The organism is Pseudomonas vlassakiae (assembly GCF_014269035.2).
In the GTDB taxonomy this organism is placed as follows: Bacteria; Pseudomonadota; Gammaproteobacteria; order Pseudomonadales; family Pseudomonadaceae; genus Aquipseudomonas; species Aquipseudomonas vlassakiae.
On the sequence record NZ_JABWRP020000010.1, the window covers coordinates 13,298 to 29,267 of the forward strand.

15 protein-coding genes and 1 pseudogene are annotated in these 15,970 nt (G+C 62.1%); 7 read left to right on the forward strand and 9 right to left on the reverse strand.

Annotated features, from left to right (window positions below; genetic code table 11):
• Positions 1-57: 57 nt before the first annotated feature.
• Complete coding sequence (gene pyk / locus HU738_RS14380) at positions 58-1,512, reverse strand: pyruvate kinase (protein WP_176505934.1); 1,455 nt, start codon at positions 1,510-1,512, stop codon at positions 58-60.
• 181 nt (positions 1,513-1,693) lie between these two features.
• Between pyk and HU738_RS14385 the strand changes: the two genes are divergently transcribed.
• The 3 genes from HU738_RS14385 (at position 1,694) to sbcB (ending at position 4,049) form a co-directional block, all read left to right on the forward strand.
• On the forward strand, positions 1,694-2,080 hold the full coding sequence (locus HU738_RS14385) for a tetratricopeptide repeat protein (protein ID WP_186601293.1): 387 nt from the start codon (positions 1,694-1,696) through the stop codon (positions 2,078-2,080).
• Positions 2,081-2,204: 124 nt separating this feature from the next.
• Positions 2,205-2,564 carry a PilZ domain-containing protein gene (locus HU738_RS14390; RefSeq protein WP_054885065.1) on the forward strand — a complete coding sequence of 120 codons (360 nt, stop codon included), beginning with the start codon at positions 2,205-2,207 and terminating at the stop codon, positions 2,562-2,564.
• A 45-nt stretch (positions 2,565-2,609) separates the two neighbouring features.
• Positions 2,610-4,049, forward strand: a complete 1,440-nt coding sequence (sbcB, locus tag HU738_RS14395) for an exodeoxyribonuclease I (RefSeq protein ID WP_186601294.1) — start codon at positions 2,610-2,612, stop codon at positions 4,047-4,049.
• Positions 4,050-4,115: 66 nt separating this feature from the next.
• Here sbcB and mvaT read toward each other — a convergent pair whose 3' ends face one another.
• Entirely contained in the window at positions 4,116-4,493 is a 378-nt protein-coding gene (mvaT, locus tag HU738_RS14400) for a histone-like nucleoid-structuring protein MvaT (RefSeq protein ID WP_176505937.1), read from the reverse strand.
• A gap of 298 nt (positions 4,494-4,791) precedes the next feature.
• Here mvaT and purU point away from each other — a divergent pair, with 298 nt between their 5' ends.
• Positions 4,792-5,643 (forward strand): formyltetrahydrofolate deformylase, encoded by an 852-nt coding sequence (gene purU / locus HU738_RS14405; protein WP_023378897.1) that lies wholly within the window; start codon positions 4,792-4,794, stop codon positions 5,641-5,643.
• A 48-nt stretch (positions 5,644-5,691) separates the two neighbouring features.
• The gene (locus HU738_RS26000; RefSeq protein WP_225923465.1) at positions 5,692-5,922 is read left to right on the forward strand and encodes a hypothetical protein; all 231 of its coding nucleotides are present in this window, start codon (positions 5,692-5,694) and stop codon (positions 5,920-5,922) included.
• Here the strand turns inward: HU738_RS26000 and gpgF are convergent.
• The 5 genes and pseudogenes from gpgF to HU738_RS26385 all read right to left on the reverse strand — a co-directional run.
• The gene (gpgF, locus tag HU738_RS14410; RefSeq protein ID WP_186601295.1) at positions 5,828-6,820 is read right to left on the reverse strand and encodes a glucosaminyl phosphatidylglycerol flippase; all 993 of its coding nucleotides are present in this window, start codon (positions 6,818-6,820) and stop codon (positions 5,828-5,830) included. The genes HU738_RS26000 and gpgF overlap by 95 nt on opposite strands.
• The gene (gpgD, locus tag HU738_RS14415; RefSeq protein WP_186601296.1) at positions 6,817-7,581 is read right to left on the reverse strand and encodes an N-acetylglucosaminyl phosphatidylglycerol deacetylase; all 765 of its coding nucleotides are present in this window, start codon (positions 7,579-7,581) and stop codon (positions 6,817-6,819) included. The genes gpgF and gpgD overlap by 4 nt, the downstream gene beginning before the upstream one ends.
• The gene (gene gpgS / locus HU738_RS14420) at positions 7,574-8,695 is read right to left on the reverse strand and encodes an N-acetylglucosaminyl phosphatidylglycerol synthase (protein WP_186601297.1); all 1,122 of its coding nucleotides are present in this window, start codon (positions 8,693-8,695) and stop codon (positions 7,574-7,576) included. The genes gpgD and gpgS overlap by 8 nt, the downstream gene beginning before the upstream one ends.
• A 198-nt stretch (positions 8,696-8,893) precedes the next feature.
• The gene (locus HU738_RS26380) at positions 8,894-9,658 is read right to left on the reverse strand and encodes a methyl-accepting chemotaxis protein (RefSeq protein ID WP_437182029.1); all 765 of its coding nucleotides are present in this window, start codon (positions 9,656-9,658) and stop codon (positions 8,894-8,896) included.
• 93 nt (positions 9,659-9,751) lie between these two features.
• A pseudogene (locus HU738_RS26385) lies at positions 9,752-10,768 on the reverse strand (HAMP domain-containing protein); the annotation flags it as partial.
• Positions 10,769-10,932: 164 nt separating this feature from the next.
• On the opposite strand from HU738_RS26385, the gene HU738_RS14430 reads away from it, so the two are divergent.
• A complete protein-coding gene (locus HU738_RS14430; RefSeq protein ID WP_186601299.1) occupies positions 10,933-12,408 on the forward strand; it encodes a helicase HerA-like domain-containing protein in 1,476 nt (491 codons plus the stop codon).
• A gap of 157 nt (positions 12,409-12,565) precedes the next feature.
• Here HU738_RS14430 and HU738_RS14435 read toward each other — a convergent pair whose 3' ends face one another.
• Together HU738_RS14435 and HU738_RS14440 are read right to left on the reverse strand one after the other, a co-directional pair.
• Complete coding sequence (locus HU738_RS14435) at positions 12,566-14,038, reverse strand: inorganic phosphate transporter (protein WP_027917931.1); 1,473 nt, start codon at positions 14,036-14,038, stop codon at positions 12,566-12,568.
• Between the two features lie 315 nt (positions 14,039-14,353).
• Positions 14,354-14,554: a hypothetical protein gene (locus HU738_RS14440; protein ID WP_186601300.1), complete on the reverse strand. Its 201-nt coding sequence runs from the start codon at positions 14,552-14,554 to the stop codon at positions 14,354-14,356.
• 459 nt (positions 14,555-15,013) lie between these two features.
• Here HU738_RS14440 and pcaR point away from each other — a divergent pair, with 459 nt between their 5' ends.
• The gene (gene pcaR, locus HU738_RS14445) at positions 15,014-15,889 is read left to right on the forward strand and encodes a pca regulon transcriptional regulator PcaR (protein ID WP_176505944.1); all 876 of its coding nucleotides are present in this window, start codon (positions 15,014-15,016) and stop codon (positions 15,887-15,889) included.
• Positions 15,890-15,970: the final 81 nt, after the last annotated feature.

Genomic DNA, 15,970 nt, shown 5'->3' on the forward strand with positions numbered 1-15,970 from the left:
GTGGTGCCTGTGCGGGCCTCATCGCGACCGCAGGCCGCGATGAGGCCTCAAAGGCTATCAGCCCACCAGCGGGTCACCGACGTGGAGGATCTTCATGCCGTTGGTGCCACCGATGGTGTGGTAGCTGTCACCCTTGGTCAGGATTACCCAGTCACCTTGCTCCACCAGGCCGCGCTTGAGCAGCTCGTCGACGGCCGCCTGGCTGACCTTGTCGGCCGGCAGCGAAGCCGGGTCGAAGGCAATCGGGTAGACGCCGCGGAACATGTTGGCGCGGGCCTGGGTGGCGCGGTGCGGTGACAGTGCGAAGATCGGCACGTGCGAACGCAGGCGCGACATGATCAGCGGGGTGTAACCGCTTTCGGTCAGAGCGATGATCGCCTTCACGCCCGGGAAGTGGTTGGCGGTGTAGATGGCCGCCAGGGCGATGCTTTCGTCGCAGCGCTCGAAGGTGGTGTGCAGGCGGTGGCTGGACTTCTGGCTGGTCGGGTGCTTTTCGGCACCGGAACAGATACGCGCCATGGCCTGTACGGCTTCGATCGGGTAGGCACCTGCGGCGCTTTCGGCCGACAGCATCACCGCATCGGTGTTGTCGAGTACGGCGTTGGCCACGTCGGACACTTCGGCGCGGGTCGGCATCGGGTTCTGGATCATCGACTCCATCATCTGGGTCGCGACGATCACCGCCTTGTTGTTGCGGCGGGCGTGCTGGATGATCTTCTTCTGGATGGCGATCAGCTCGGCGTCGCCGATTTCCACACCCAGGTCGCCACGGGCAACCATGACGGCGTCGGAGGCGAGGATCAGCTTGTCGAGTGTTTCATCGTCGGCAACGGCTTCGGCGCGTTCGATCTTGGCCACCAGCCAGGCACTGCCGCCAGATTCGTCACGCAGCTTGCGGGCGTATTCCATGTCGCTGGCGTCACGCGGGAACGAGACGGCCAGGTAGTCCAGGTCCATTTCCGCGGCGAGCTTGATGTCGGCCTTGTCTTTTTCGGTCAGGGCCGGAGCGGTCAGGCCGCCACCTTTGCGGTTGATGCCTTTGTGGTCCGACAGCGGGCCACCGATGATCACCACGCAGTGCAGGGCATCTGCGGTGGCGGTCTCGACGCGCATGACCACACGGCCGTCGTCGAGCAGCAGTTCGTCACCGACGCCGCAGTCCTTGACCAGGTCGGGATAGTCGATACCGACGATGTCCTGGTTGCCTTCGGTCAGCGGGTGGGCGGTAGAGAACGTGAACTTGTCACCGATCTTCAGTTCGATGCGCTTGTTGGCGAACTTGGCGATGCGGATCTTCGGACCCTGCAGGTCGCCCAGCAGTGCGACATGGCGGCCGTTCTTGGCGGCGATGTCACGGATCAGGCGGGCGCGTGCCTTGTGCTCGTCCGGCGTGCCGTGAGAGAAGTTCAGGCGTGCCACGTCCAGGCCGGCGAGGATCAGCTGTTCGATCACTTCCGGCGAGTTGCTGGCGGGGCCAAGGGTGGCGACGATTTTGGTACGGCGGATGCTCATGCACAGACTCCTATAGTGAAGCGCAGCGAAAGGCTACTCCTCAATTACGCTGTAGTCATTGTTCCGTTGCACTACCTGCGACCGATGCAGGGTGGCATTTGAACGGGCGGGAGTATCCTTGCAAAACGCTGTGAAGATTTGCCGGCAATGGCCGATACACTGGCATCAAAGGAGATACCCCATGCGCGCCCTGATCATCATTGCCCTGGCGGCCAGCACCGTCGGCTGCACCCGCTGGTCCATGGACCACCACCTGAACAACGCCTACCGCGCCTATGACCGGGGCGATTGTTCGAAGGTCATGCTGGAGTTGTCGCAGGTCGACCGCACCAGCCGTGCGCGGCCGTTCATCCACCCGGAAGTGTCGCTGCTGCGCGGTCAGTGCCTTGAGCGTGACATGCTTTATGTGGATGCCGCGCAAACCTACGAGTACCTGATCCAGCAGTACCCGGGCAATGAATACGCCTATCGCGCCAAGGCGCGGCTGGAGACCCTGCAGAAGCTCGGTCACTACCGGAGTGGGGAAGCGGCGGTGGCCAACCCGGTGACTACCCCCACTTGGCGTTAACACCAAGGTGTCTTTAATTTCACGGGATTTGCCCGGGCTGCTGCGCTAATCTGTAACTCAGTCGTTACAGCAACCGCCAGTACCTCGCATTCCTGGCATCAGGTACAGGACTGCACTCGCAATCATGTTCATCCAGCGCCATATCGAACGCCATCAGTTGCCTTGTGTGCTGACGGTCTACAACCGTTTCACCGATCAGCCGATCGGTCAGCTGGGCAATGCCTCCGAAGACGGCATCATGCTGATCAGCTCGCTACCTGTGCTGGTCGGGCCGGACTTCGAACTGCAATTGCGCCTGCCGTTGGCGGGTGGCGGTTTTCAGTTCATCAACCTGACCGCCAGCTGCCTGTGGTGCCGGGAAGACCAGACCCCGGGCCACTACGATTCTGGCTTCATGCTGTTGCAGGCGCCGCGCGAATACGATGAATTCGTCCGCTCGCTGCGCGACTATTTCAGTTTCCGCCCCGCCAACGCTTCCGCCTGAGCCTGTCTCCGCTAGAATCGGTCGACCTTGAAACAGGACGACCCCGTGACTTCCAGCATCTTCTGGCACGACTACGAAACCACAGGCATCAACCCGCGCTGCGACCGGCCGCTGCAGGTTGCAGGTGTGCGCACCGATTTCGAACTCAACGAGATCGAAGAGCCGATCAACCTCTACTGCCGCCCCTCGGACGATATTCTGCCGCACCCGGCGGCCTGCCTGGTCACTGGCATCACCCCCGAGCAACTCGCCAGGCAGGGCTTGTGCGAAGCCGAGTTCATGACCCGGGTGCACGCGCAACTGGCCCGCCCCGGCACCTGCAGCGCCGGCTACAACACCCTGCGTTTTGACGACGAAGTCACCCGCTACAGCCTGTACCGCAACTTCTTCGACCCTTATGCCCGCGAGTGGCAGGGCGGCAACAGCCGCTGGGACCTGATCGACGTGGTGCGCACTGCCTATGCCCTGCGCCCGGAGGGGATCGTCTGGCCACAACAGGACGGGCGCACCAGCCTGCGCCTGGAATTGCTCAGCCAGGCCAATGGCATCGACCACGGGCATGCCCATGAAGCGCTTTCCGACGTACGGGCCACCATTGCTCTGGCACGCCTGATCAGGCAGAAACAACCCAAGTTGTACGAATGGCTGTTCCAGTTGCGCAGCAAGCACAAAGTGATGGAACAGATCTGCCTGTTGCAGCCGATGGTGCATATATCCGGGCGCTTTTCTGCGGCGCGTAATTATCTGGGCGTGGTCTTGCCGTTGGCCTGGCACCCGCGTAATCGCAATGCACTGATTGTGTGCGACCTGCATCAGGAAACCCTACCGTTAATAAGGGAAAGTGCCGAGGTACTGCGCGAGCGTTTGTACACGCGGCATGAGGAGTTGTCCGAGGGGCAATTACCGGTTCCGCTCAAGTTGGTGCAGATCAATCGCTGCCCGGTAGTGGCTCCGCTTTCGGTATTGCGCCCTGCCGATCAGCAGCGACTGGGCATCGATTTGCCACTGCTGCAATCACGTGCTGAACAATTGGCTAAACAACAGGCGCTGTGGCAAGACAAGCTGGAGTTTATCTATGGCCAGGAAGATTTCGCTGCGGTGGAAGACCCGGAACAGCAGTTGTATGCCGGTTTCGTCGGTGATCGCGACCGTCGCTTGTGCGAGCAAGTTCGCACGCTGGACCCTGCCCAATTAGCGCATGGCCACTGGATGTTCGATGATCCGCGCCTGCCGGAGTTGCTGTTCCGGTATCGCGCCCGTAACTTCCCGGAGACCTTGAACAGCGAAGAGCGCCAACGCTGGTATGGCTTCTGCCAGCAACGCCTGAGCGACCCGCAGTGGGGCGCCCCGAACACGCTGGGGGATTTCGAGCAGGCCAGGCTGAGCGCCTGGGCCAACGCCGACGAGGCCGGACGGCGGGTGTTGGAGGCGTGGCAGGCGCATGCCCGCAACTTGGCTGAGCAGTTTGCCATCAGCGTCGAGTGAACAAACAAAAACGCCGGCATCATGCCGGCGTTCTTGTTGGTATATGTAGCGCGTTGCGGCGGACAATCAGTCCAGCAGGGTCGACCAGCTTTCAACCACGTCGCCGCCCCATTTGGCTTTCCATTCTTTCAGGGTCTTGTGGTTGCCGCCTTTGGTTTCGATCACTTCACCGTTGTGCGGGTTCTTGTATTGCTTGACCTTGCGCGCACGCTTGGTAGCAACAGGTTTCGCTGCACCGCGTGGGCCTTTGCTCAGTTTCGACTCTGGGTCGAGCAGGGCAATGACGTCGCGCAGCGACTTGGAGTATTCGCCCATCAGGTTGCGCAGTTTGCCTTCGAACTCCAGTTCTTTCTTCAGCTTGTCATCCTGCGACAGGTTGGCCAGGCGGGCCTGAAGTTCCTTGATGGCTTCTTCGGTAGCGCGGTACTCGTTGATCAGGGACATGGAGTGTTCCTTTAATGCGTGTTCAGAAATGTGTGAGGCAATAATAGACAGGCGATACTCTCAAGTAAACATATTATTCAGTACTTAACTGTTATTAACCCTGTGACAAAACATCTCAAGATTAAGAAAAATTTACATATGGCCCCTGCACTTTGCCCTGGTTGCCATCAGGCTGTAGCCGCCGGGCTCACGGCCAGGGCGGCCGGGCATGTCACGGCCGGCGGGCGCGATGATTACTGCGTTTTTCTGGTCGGGCCGCTAGAATGAGCGCCTTTGCGAAGTTCTGGAGTCTTAATTCATGCGCACCTATCGTCTGGTGATCGCCTGCCCCGACCGTGTTGGCATCGTGGCGAAAGTCAGTAATTTCCTGGCCTTGTACAATGGCTGGATCAACGAAGCCAGCCACCACTCTGATGAACAGAGCGGCTGGTTCTTCATGCGCCATGAAATCCGCGCCGAATCGCTGCCATTCGGTATCGAGGCTTTCCGCGAGGCCTTCGCGCCGATCGCCGAAGAGTTCTCCATGACCTGGCGTATTACCGACTCGGCGCAGAAGAAGCGTGTGGTCTTGATGGCCAGCCGCGAATCGCACTGCCTGGCTGACCTGCTGCACCGCTGGCATACCGATGAACTGGACTGCGAGATCCCGTGTGTGATTTCCAACCACAACGACCTGCGCAGCATGGTCGAGTGGCACGGTATTCCGTTCTTCCACGTGCCGGTCGACCCCAAGGACAAGGCCCCGGCCTTTGCCGAAGTGTCGCGCCTGGTTCAGGAGCACGCGGCTGACGTGGTGGTGCTGGCGCGTTACATGCAGATCCTGCCGCCGCAACTGTGCCAGGACTATGCCGAAAAGGTCATCAACATCCACCACAGCTTCCTGCCGTCGTTCGTCGGCGCCAAGCCGTATCACCAGGCAGCCCTGCGTGGCGTGAAGCTGATCGGTGCAACCTGCCACTACGTGACCGAGGAGCTGGACGCCGGCCCGATCATCGAGCAGGACGTGGTGCGTGTGAGCCACGCCGACAGCATCGAAGACATGGTCCGCTTCGGCCGTGATGTCGAGAAGATGGTGCTGGCCCGTGGCCTGCGCTATCACCTGGAAGATCGCGTGCTGGTGCATGGCAACAAGACAGTGGTATTCGACTGATCTGAGTGGGGCTGCGCAGCGGCCCCTCGTTTTCAACGGGAGGGATTCATGGCCAAGCGCAATAAACCCACCGCTTCAGCTCCCCCCACCCTCGGCGAAGGCTGCCTGGCCCGCTACGACCCCGAAGCCTTGAGCGACGACGACGGTACCGACTTCCCCGATGCCGCCCAATTGTGGCGCCAGCTCAACCCGCCTGACGCCGCCAGCGCTCCAGCAACGGACGCGCCAGCAGGCAGAAAAACACCGGCCCCCCCGCCAGCAGATAAAAATAGTAAGTGACCGCCCGCCAGACCAGGATCGCCGCGGCGGCGGTCGAACTGCCCACCAGCGGTGTCAGCAGGCTGGCCGAGGTCAGCTCGGCGGCACCGGCGCCACCGGGTAGCAGGCTGAACTGGCCGGCACTGAGCGCCAGCATCTGCACCAGGAAGCTCGGGATCCACGACAGCTCCACCCCCAGCCCTTGCAGCACCAGGTACAGCACGCTGTAGCGCAGGCTCCAGTGCAGGCAGGTGAGCGTGAACACCAGCGCCAGGGTGCGTTTTGGCAACTGCCAGGTCTGTGCCAGCGCATCGATGAAATGCAAGACCTTGCGGGCCCAGCGGCGTCTGCGTTTGCCAGGCATGCCCAGGCGTCGCAGCAGGCGCCCGTTGAAGCGCATCAGCGCCCGGCGATAACGTAGCACTACCACGATGATGGCCAGGGCAGCGCACAGCAGCAGCGCACTGCCCAGCAGCATGCTTTGCTGGCTGTGCCCAAGCCTGTGGAACAGCGCATAGCCGGCGATCGCGAGCATTGCGCAGAAAAAGAACAGCAGGTCGTTCAACTGATCCATGGCGAACACCGCACCGCTGCGAGCCGGCCCAATGCGGTCGCGAGCGAGCAGGGCCATCAGCGTGATCGGCCCGCCGCTGCCGCCTGGGGTGGTACAGATGGCGAACTCGGTGGCCATCACCACGCCGAGGCTGCGCACCCGACCCAGCTGCGCCGCCTGCTGGCCGAGCAGCAGTCGCAGGCGCATGGCATTGATCACCCAGCACAGCAGGATCATGCCGAGCAGGGCCAGCAATAACCGGGTGTCGAAGGCCGCCAGCCTGGGCAGCAGTTCGTCGCCGCCGAGCCATGCCGGCACCAGCAGGGCGCCGGCCAGTGCCAGGGCCAGCCAGCCGAAGCGGTTCATGCGCTCACCTGGCGCTCCAGCCACGCCGACTTGGTCAGTGGCTCGCGGCCTTGCTGCAGCAAGTGATCGAGGGTGCGCAGCCAGTAATTGCGCGATGAGCGGTGGCGCATGTCGACAGGGTGCAAACCCAGACGCAGGGTGTCAGCGCTGCGCCAGCGCCGGCACTGCCAGTCGCAGACTACCTTCGACAGCCCCCGGCGCCACGCGCTGCGTGCGCTCCATACCAGCCCCGGCGCCTCGAACGCGGTGAAGTCCGGCAAGCGGTAAAGGTGCTGGGGCGTGCTGGTGTAACGCAGGGGGAGCTGGCTCAGGGCCTGCCGGGTGCCTTGGCTCATCAGCCAGGCCGGGGCGACGAAGCCGGCCACCGGCCAGCCTTGCCCGGCGAACAGTGCCAGGCCTCGTTCCAGGCGCTGGAGGGCTTGCGCCTGGTCCAGGCCATAGAACTCACCTTCGTGGGTGTAGATACGCCGCATGAAGTACTCGCCGAGGCTGCGCGGGGTGGGCCCATCGTCGGCGTGGTAAAAGCCGTGCAGGGCCAACTCGTCACCCCGCGCCAGGCGCCGTTCGAGCAGGCGGCAGAAGGTGGGTGAGCGGGTCAGCGGGTTGCGGTGATGAAAGTCCGGCACCACCAGCCAAGTCATTGGCACGTCACCTCTCTCGTCCACGGCCTGCACGAACGGCTGGTAGTCCGGCCAAGTCTCGGGCGCCACATCGTGCAGCACCAGCATCAGGCTGCCCGAGGCGATAGCGGCCTCAGCCATGGGCGCGGACCTGAGGTTGGTGGCCGAGCACTGCCTGGTAGTGTTGCAGCAGGCCGGAGACCACGTTGTCCCATGAATAATGTTGCTCCACATGGCGGCGAGCCTGGGCACCCAGCTTGCGCACGCCGGCTTCGAACGCTTCGCGCACCGCCAAGGCCATGGCCCGGCCATCGTTGGCCGGGCACAGGCGGCCACACTGTTCGTTGACGATCTCGCCGAACGCCCCGGCGCGAACCGCGACCACCGGCGTGGCACTGGCCATGGCTTCGAGGATGACCAGACCGAAGGTTTCCTGGTCGCCGGCGTGCACCAGCAGGTCGGCGCTGGCCATCAGCCGGGCAACTTCTTGCGGCGGGCGGAAATGGTCGATGACGGTGACGTTCCCGGGCACGCTGGCCGGCATGTTCGAGCCGACCAGCAACAGGTGGTAGGGCTGCCCAAGGTGTTGCATGCATTCGAGCAGCACGGGCAGGTTCTTCTCCCGTGAGCCACGCCCGGCATAGATGAGCAGGCGGCTGGTATCGGCGATGCCCAGCTGGGCCCGCAGTTGCGGGTCGCGCCGGTCAGGGTGGAAGGTCTGCAGGTCGACACCCAGGCGCTGTACGTGCACGTCACGCACGCCGAGGCGGCGCAGTTTGTCGGCCATCACCAGGCTCGGCGCCAGCACTCGGTCGAAATTGCCATAAAGTTTGCTCACATAGGCTTCGACATTGGGTGTGAACCAGTTACCCATGCGGTTGCTCACCAGCAGTGGCAGGTCGGAGTGGTAGAAGCCGATCACTGGCACGTCGAGCTTGCGCCGGGCTTCCAGCGCCGCCCAGGCGGTGAGGTAAGGGTCGCCGACTTCGATCAGGTCGGGCTTGAGGCTGCGCAGCACGTTGCACCAGGGCGCCAGGCGCACCGGGAAGCGGTAGCCGTTTCCGAAAGGCAGGGGCGGTGCAGGGACTTGGTAGATGCCATCGGCATGGCTGGCGCTGGGGCCGGGGATCAGAAGGCTGTGGCGTACGCCCGCAAGCGCGTCGAGGCGATGGTGTTTGGCGTCGAGGTAAGTCCGCACGCCACCGCTGGCCGGGGCGTAGAACATGGTGATGTCGGCGATGTGCACGATCAGCATCCCTCCGGGATCGTCTTCGGGTTTGTCATCTGGCGATGACGCGCCTAAAGGTTGACCTACCAGAAGGATAGTTTGTTCGATCGGGTTGGGCGGCAGGGCAGGGGTGGATTCTTCGCGGCTCAAGCCGCGCTCCTGCAGGGAATTGCCCAATCCTGTAGGAGCGGCTTCAGCCGCGAAGCAGGCGACGCGGTCTGACGGTCAGATCCGGAAGCTGCCGACCAGATGCTTCAGGCGGGTGGCCTGCTGCTCCAGGTCCGAGCAGGCGCGCAGGGTGGCCTGGAGGTTCTCGACACCTTCCTGGTTGAGCATGTTGATTTCGTTGATGTCCATGTTGATCGAATCGACCACTGCGGTCTGCTCTTCCGTGGCAGTGGCCACCGACTGGTTCATGCCGTCGATTTCGCCAATACGTACGGTGACGCTGTCCAGGCGCTCGCCGGCCTGGTTGGCGATCTGCATGCTGTCCTGGCTGTGGCGCTGGCTCTGGCTCATGGTATCGACCGACTCGCGGGCGCCGACCTGCAACTCCTCGATCATGGTCTGCACCTGCTGTGCCGACTCCTGGGTGCGGTGCGCCAGGTTGCGTACCTCGTCGGCAACCACGGCGAAACCACGCCCGGCCTCACCGGCGCGGGCCGCTTCGATCGCAGCATTGAGCGCCAGCAGGTTGGTCTGCTGGGAAATGCTGGTGATCACTTCGAGGATCTGGCCGATGTTCACGGTCTTGTTGTTGAGCGTCTCGATGTGCGCGCTCGAGGTGACGATCAGGTCGGACAGGCGGTTCATCGCGGCGATGTTGCGCTCCACCACCTGCTGGCCTTCCTCGGCCAGCAGGCGTGCGGAGCTGGCGTGCTGCGAGGCTTGAGCGGCATTGCCGGCGATTTCCTGGGCAGCGGCGCCGAGTTCGTTGATGGCTGCGGCGACGCTGTTGGTGCGGTTGGACTGCTCGTCGGAGTTGGCCATCGATGAATTCGAGGCGCTGATCACGCGCAGGGCCACTTCATTGACCTGCTCGGTCGCCGACGACACTTCGCGGATCGAGCCGTGGATGCGTTCGACGAAGCGGTTGAAGGCTTTGCCGAGGATGCCGAACTCGTCATCGCTGTGGATGCTCAGGCGTTTGGTCAGGTCGCCTTCACCTTCGGCGATGTCTTCCATGGCCCGGGTCATGGTGAGCAGCGGCTGCATCAGCACGCGGATCAGCAGGCCGAGCAGGCCGATGATGATCACCACCGCCACCAGCGTGGCGATCACCGCCGAGGTGCGGAAGGTACTGAGCATGGCAAAGGCCTTGTCCTTGTCCACCGACAGGCCGATGTACCAGTTGGCCGAGGGCAGGCCCTTGATCGGGGTGAAGGTCAGCAGCCGGGCTTGGCCGTTGGCGTTGACTTCGGTCAGCGCGCCGGACAGTTTCGGCGTGTCCTGTGGGAACAGGTCCGACAGCGACTTCATCACCAGATCCTTGTCCGGGTGGACCAGGATCTTGCCTTGGTCGTTGACCAGGAAGGCATAACCCATGCCGCCGAAGTTCAGCGAGTTGATGATCTGTACCAGGCCATCGAGGGCAAGGTCGCCACCGACCACGCCGACGCTGGCGGAAACCTTGCTGATGATGCCGATGACCATCTTGTTGGTGGCCATGTCGATGTACGGCTCGGTGAGAATGGTGCCCTGCGCGTTCATGCCGTCCTTGTACCAGGGGCGGGTGCGTGGGTCGTAGCCATCGGGCATCTTGGAATCAGGGCGCACGCTGAAGCCACCATCGACCTTGCCCAGGTAGACCGTGAGGAAGCTCGAGATCAGGGCATTCTGGCCCATCAGTGTTTCAGCGCTGGCCGGTTGCTGGGCAATGTTCTGCGCCAGGTTTTCGACCAGTTTGATTCGGCCATCGAACAGGTTGCGGATGTTGGTCGAAGTGGACTCGCCCATTTCAGCCAGATAATTCTCCAGATCCTGGCGGATCGCATTACGCTGAAGGTAATCGTTGTAAAAGGTGAACAGGCTGAAGGCGAGTATCACGATCAATGATGCAGCCAGAAGGATCTTGTGGCTGAAACGCAGGTTTTTGTTCATGGCGTAATCGATTCCGCTAAGGTTTTATCGGGCGTTCGCACGGTATCGCTGCAAACAGTGCAACATCCCGAAAAGTCCTTTTCGGTTGCTCCTGTCTATTAAGGCGAATATCACCCAATGGTATCGGCCGAATTAAGCCAAAGCTTGAGCGGGGGATGAGAGAGATGTCGGATACTTCGACCATAGTTGTAGGTGCTGACCCAAGCGGTCAGCCAGTCCAGCAAGCCATGCGCCTGGCCAATCGCCATGGCCTGGTCGCCGGTGCTACGGGTACTGGCAAAACCGTGACGCTCCAGCACCTGGCGGAGGTGTTCAGCGATGCCGGGGTGGCGGTGTTCGCGGCAGACGTCAAAGGCGACCTGTGCGGCCTGGGTGCTGCAGGCGCGCCACAAGGCAAAGTGGCCGAGCGGATCGCTGGCATGCCTTGGCTTGGGCATACCCCCAAAGCGTATCCGTTAACGCTCTGGGATGTGGCGGGGCAGTCCGGCCACCCGTTGCGGACCACGCTCAGCGAAATGGGCCCGCTGCTGCTTGGCAACCTGCTGGAGTTGACCGACAGCCAGCAGGCCGCCCTGTATGCGGCATTCAAGGTGGCGGATCGCGAAGGCTTGCTGCTGCTCGACCTGAAAGACCTCAAGGCCTTGTTGGCGCACCTGAAGGACAATCCGCAACTGCTCGGCGAAGACAGTGCGTTGATGACCACTGGCTCGACTCAGGCCTTGCTGCGCCGGCTGGCAACGCTGGAGCAGCAAGGGGCCGAGGCGCTGTTTGGCGAACCGGCGCTGCAACTGGAGGACCTGTTGCGGCCGGATGCCGATGGCCGCGGGCGTATCCACCTGCTCGACGCCAGCCGGCTGGTGCATGAGGCGCCGAAGGTGTACGCGACCTTCCTGCTGTGGCTGCTGGCCGAGTTGTTCGAGCAGTTGCCGGAACGCGGTGATGCCGACAAGCCGGTACTGGCGCTGTTCTTCGACGAGGCCCACCTGTTGTTCAATGGCACGCCGAAGGCGCTGCAGGACCGTCTGGAGCAAGTGGTGCGGTTGATCCGCTCCAAGGGCGTTGGCGTGTATTTCGTCACTCAGTCGCCGGGGGACTTGCCCGACAGTGTCCTGGCCCAGCTGGGTTTGCGTATCCAGCACGGCTTGCGCGCCTTTACCGCCAAGGAGCAGAAGTCACTCAGGGCCGTGGCTGATGGCTTTCGCCCCAACCCGGCGTTCGACAGCCTGACGGTGCTGACCGAACTCGGGATTGGCGAGGCATTGGTGGGCACCCTGGAAGACAAGGGCACGCCGGCGATGGTCCAGCGGGTGCTGATCGCGCCACCGCAATCGCGGATCGGGCCGTTGAGTGGGCTGGAGCGCAGTGCGTTGATTGCGGCTTCCCCCTTGTTGGGGCGCTATGACAAAGCGATCGATCGGGAGTCGGCCTATGAAATGCTGACTCAGCGCAAAGGTGAAGCGGTGGAGCCGGTGCCGGTGCCGAAAGCGGATGAAGAGAGTTTCGCCGACAAGGCAGGGGACTTTTTGCAGAGTGCGGCGGGGCAGGCGATCAAGTCGGCGGTGCGCCAGGCGGCCAACCAGTTGGGGCGGCAGTTGGTGCGCGGGTTGATGGGGTCGTTGCTGGGGGGCAAGAAGAAGTGAAGGCAGCGCGGCTTTTGTGGGAGCGGCCTTGCGTCGCGAAAGGGCTGCGCAGCGGCCCCAGGATCTATGCTACAGCACAAATTGCTGGGGCCGCTTAGCGGCCCTTTCGCGACACAAGGCCGCTCCCACTGGGCCTTTTTCAGTACAGCAGGATCACTCAGGCCAGTGCCTTGGAGGCTAACCAGAACAGCCCGGCCGCCAGGCCCATCGAGGCCGGCAGGGTCAGGACCCAGGCCAGCAGGATGGTCTTCACGGTGCCACCCTGCAGGCCGCTCTTGTTGGCGACCATGGTGCCGGCAACGCCGGACGAGAGTACATGGGTGGTCGACACCGGCAGGGCGAACACGTTGGCCATGCCGATGGCGCAGGCTGCGGTGATCTGGGCCGACATGCCCTGGGCATAGGTCATGCCCTGCTTGCCGATCTTTTCGCCGACGGTCAGTACCACACGCTTCCAGCCGACCATGGTGCCCAGGCCCAGGGCCAGGGCAACGGCCACGATCACCCAGAACGGGGCGTATTCGGTGGTGGCGGTCAGGTCCTTGCGCAGCTTCTCGAGGTCGGCCTTTTCACGGGCTTCCAGGCCAGGCAGCTTGCCGACTTTCTTCGCAGTGTCGTCCAGGCACAGCAAATAGCGGCGCACTTCAACACGCTTCTCGGCATCCAGCGCATGGTAGTCGGTCACGCCTTGCAGCGACGACTGCAGGGCGGCAATGGTCGGTTCGGTCTGTTGCGGGTTGCAGCTGAACTGCTCCGGCAAGTCGGTCGACTTGGCCTTGCCCAGTGCCAGGAACTCGCCGAGGGTGGCGGCGTTGCGCTGGTAGAACTGGCTCATGTGCAAGGTGGCGTCGCGGGTGCGCTCGATCTGGTAGGTAGTGCTGTTCAGGTCGAGGACGAACTTGGCCGGAACGATACCGATCAGCACCAGCATGATCAGGCCGATGCCTTTCTGGCCATCGTTGGAGCCGTGCACAAAGCTTACGCCCATGGCCGAAATCACCAGGACCAGGCGGTTCCAGAACGGTGGGTGCTTCTTGTCGTCGAGCTTGCGCCGCTGTTCAGGCGTCTTATGCATCTTCGACAGCGGGCGCCACCATTTCAGGCCGATGAGCACCAGGGCTGCGACAGCGAAGCCGGCGATCGGCGAGACCACCAGCGACATGGCGATGTCGATCGCCTTCTGCCAGTTGACGCCATCGCCCAGCGGGATGTCGTTGATCAGTGCATTGGCCAGGCCCACCCCGAGGATCGAGCCGATCAGGGTGTGCGAGCTGGAGGCGGGGATGCCGAAGTACCAGGTCCCGAGGTTCCAGGTGATGGCGGCGGCCAGCAACGAGAAGACCATGGCCAGGCCATGCCCGGTATTCACATTGATCAGCAGCTCGACCGGCAGCAGGTGCACGATGGCATAGGCCACCCCGACACCACCGAGCAGAACGCCGAGGAAGTTGAACACCCCGGAGAAGAACACGGCCAGGTGAGGTGGCATGGCTTTGGTATAGATGACGGTGGCTACCGCGTTGGCGGTGTCATGAAAGCCATTGATGAACTCGAATGCGAGCACGAAGGTCAGGGCGAGCAGCAGGCTCACCAATACCCAGGCATCCAGTCCGCTGAATAAATCGATCATGAAGGTTGTCTGGCGGTCATAGGGGGGCGGGATTATGCCAGAAAACCTTGGCAATCGATGCACCCACTGCTGACCGATGGCAGCGTTGTGAGTGCCCTCTCAGCCTGGCAGGCGGCGAGATCTGGCGAAATAAATGCCACAAAAAAACGAGAAAAAGGCAGAAAAACGTCAAAAGTCTGCGAAAATTCCGCAGCGACCAGGCTTAAAACGGTTGTATGAAATTTGTGTGATTCCATTTCATCCTCGGCTTTTCAGTAAAGATAAGCCGCGTCGAGGGCGCTGCGCCCGCGACGTGATGGCCGTGCAGCGGGCAGATCAGGATTGCTCGCTGCGCAGTTCCTTTTCCATTTTTTCCAGTTCCTGGCTGAACGCCTGGTCCTGGACAGTGGCACGTTTGCGCCACGGCTTGCGTTCCGGTTCCGGTTGCGCGGCATAGGTGGTGACTTCACCACCGTAAACTTCCTTGTAACGTTCTGCCTGGCGCTCGAGTTCTGCGCGCAGTTCATCTTTCGTCACAGTAATACCTGAATGAGTAGTCGTGGGTGGGTGTTGTGCACAGGACGAATTGTCCATACATGCGACGTGCTGGTGGGCGAACGAAACCGGGCCAGGGTTGCATGGCAGCGTGTCGATCCGGGCCAGCGGAATCGATTATAGCAATCAGTAAATCGTCAAACAGGGGCTGTTTATGCAATGGCGTGCAAAGTTTCAATAACCTTGGCGGTTCGTACAAACTTTGAGCAAACAATACCTGCAGCAGTTCACTGTTTTTTTTAAACCAAAAGCAGAAATAAAACGGCCCCGCACGAGGCGAGGCCGTTGCCTGGGGACTTCTACGGTGGGTACCTGACCAGTCTCTCCAAAGAAGCCACATGTGGCAGGAGAAAGGTATAAGTAAATTTGTCGGCGGTCAATTGCGATTATCGGCCGTTCGTTCGATAATCGCACGAGCCAGCGATTTATTTGAGGTGAGCGATGAACGACGAAACCACGGCCAACGAAACTGCCAGCCCAGAAGCGGCCCGCCCGAGCGCACCTGCGCTGGCACCGCCGATCGTGGCTTCGCCGGCCAAGCGTATCCAGGCGTTTACCGGTGACCCTGATTTCATGACCTCCCTGGCGCGTGGCCTGGCGGTGATCCAGGCCTTCCAGGAGCGTAAGCGCCACCTGACCATCGCCCAGATCAGCCATCGCACGGAAATCCCCAGGGCTGCCGTGCGCCGCTGCCTGCACACGTTGATCAAGCTGGGTTACGCCACCACCGATGGGCGTACCTATTCGCTGTTGCCGAAAGTGTTGACCCTGGGCCACGCCTACTTGTCGTCAACACCGCTGGCGGTGTCGGCCCAGCCATACCTGGACCGCATCAGCGACCAGTTGCACGAGGCTGCCAACATGGCAACCCTCGAAGGCGACGACATCCTGTATATAGCCCGCTCGGCTACGGTGGAGCGGCTGATTTCGGTCGACCTGTCGGTCGGCGGGCGGTTGCCGGCCTATTGCACGTCCATGGGCCGTATCCTGCTGGCGGCGATGGACGACACCAGCCTGCGCGAATACCTCGACCGCGCCGACCTCAAGGCGCGCACCAGTCGTACCCTGAATGACCCGGAGTCATTGTTCGCCTGCATTCAGCAAGTGCGGGAACAGGGTTGGTGCGTGGTCGACCAGGAACTGGAACAAGGGCTGCGCTCGATCGCCGTGCCTATCTATGATGCGTCCGGGCAGGTGCTGGCGGCGCTGAACGTGAGCACTCACGTCGGGCGGGTGACGCGCAGTGAACTGGAGCAACGCTTCCTGCCGATCCTGTTGGCGGCCAGCCGCGATCTTTGTCATCAGTTGTTCGGCTGATGCCATTGGCGACACTGTTTCCTGTTCGATAAACGCACAGTGTCGCTCCGGGTCAATTGCGCCTCCTCCGATCGCTGATTA

Bases quoted from the DNA above. Each gene is read 5' to 3' on its own strand.
- HU738_RS14385 (WP_186601293.1), top strand. From the start codon at position 1,694: ATGCGCGCCCTGATCATCATTGCCCTGGCGGCCAGCACCGTCGGCTGC.
- pyk (WP_176505934.1), bottom strand. From the start codon at position 1,512: ATGAGCATCCGCCGTACCAAAATCGTCGCCACCCTTGGCCCCGCCAGC.
- HU738_RS14435 (WP_027917931.1), bottom strand. From the start codon at position 14,038: ATGATCGATTTATTCAGCGGACTGGATGCCTGGGTATTGGTGAGCCTG.
- gpgD (WP_186601296.1), bottom strand. From the start codon at position 7,581: ATGGCTGAGGCCGCTATCGCCTCGGGCAGCCTGATGCTGGTGCTGCAC.
- HU738_RS14390 (WP_054885065.1), top strand. From the start codon at position 2,205: ATGTTCATCCAGCGCCATATCGAACGCCATCAGTTGCCTTGTGTGCTG.
- HU738_RS26380 (WP_437182029.1), bottom strand. From the start codon at position 9,658: ATGGCCAACTCCGACGAGCAGTCCAACCGCACCAACAGCGTCGCCGCA.
- HU738_RS26000 (WP_225923465.1), top strand. From the start codon at position 5,692: ATGGCCAAGCGCAATAAACCCACCGCTTCAGCTCCCCCCACCCTCGGC.
- gpgS (WP_186601297.1), bottom strand. From the start codon at position 8,695: ATGCTGATCGTGCACATCGCCGACATCACCATGTTCTACGCCCCGGCC.
- pcaR (WP_176505944.1), top strand. From the start codon at position 15,014: ATGAACGACGAAACCACGGCCAACGAAACTGCCAGCCCAGAAGCGGCC.
- gpgF (WP_186601295.1), bottom strand. From the start codon at position 6,820: ATGAACCGCTTCGGCTGGCTGGCCCTGGCACTGGCCGGCGCCCTGCTG.
- HU738_RS14430 (WP_186601299.1), top strand. From the start codon at position 10,933: ATGTCGGATACTTCGACCATAGTTGTAGGTGCTGACCCAAGCGGTCAG.
- purU (WP_023378897.1), top strand. From the start codon at position 4,792: ATGCGCACCTATCGTCTGGTGATCGCCTGCCCCGACCGTGTTGGCATC.
- mvaT (WP_176505937.1), bottom strand. From the start codon at position 4,493: ATGTCCCTGATCAACGAGTACCGCGCTACCGAAGAAGCCATCAAGGAA.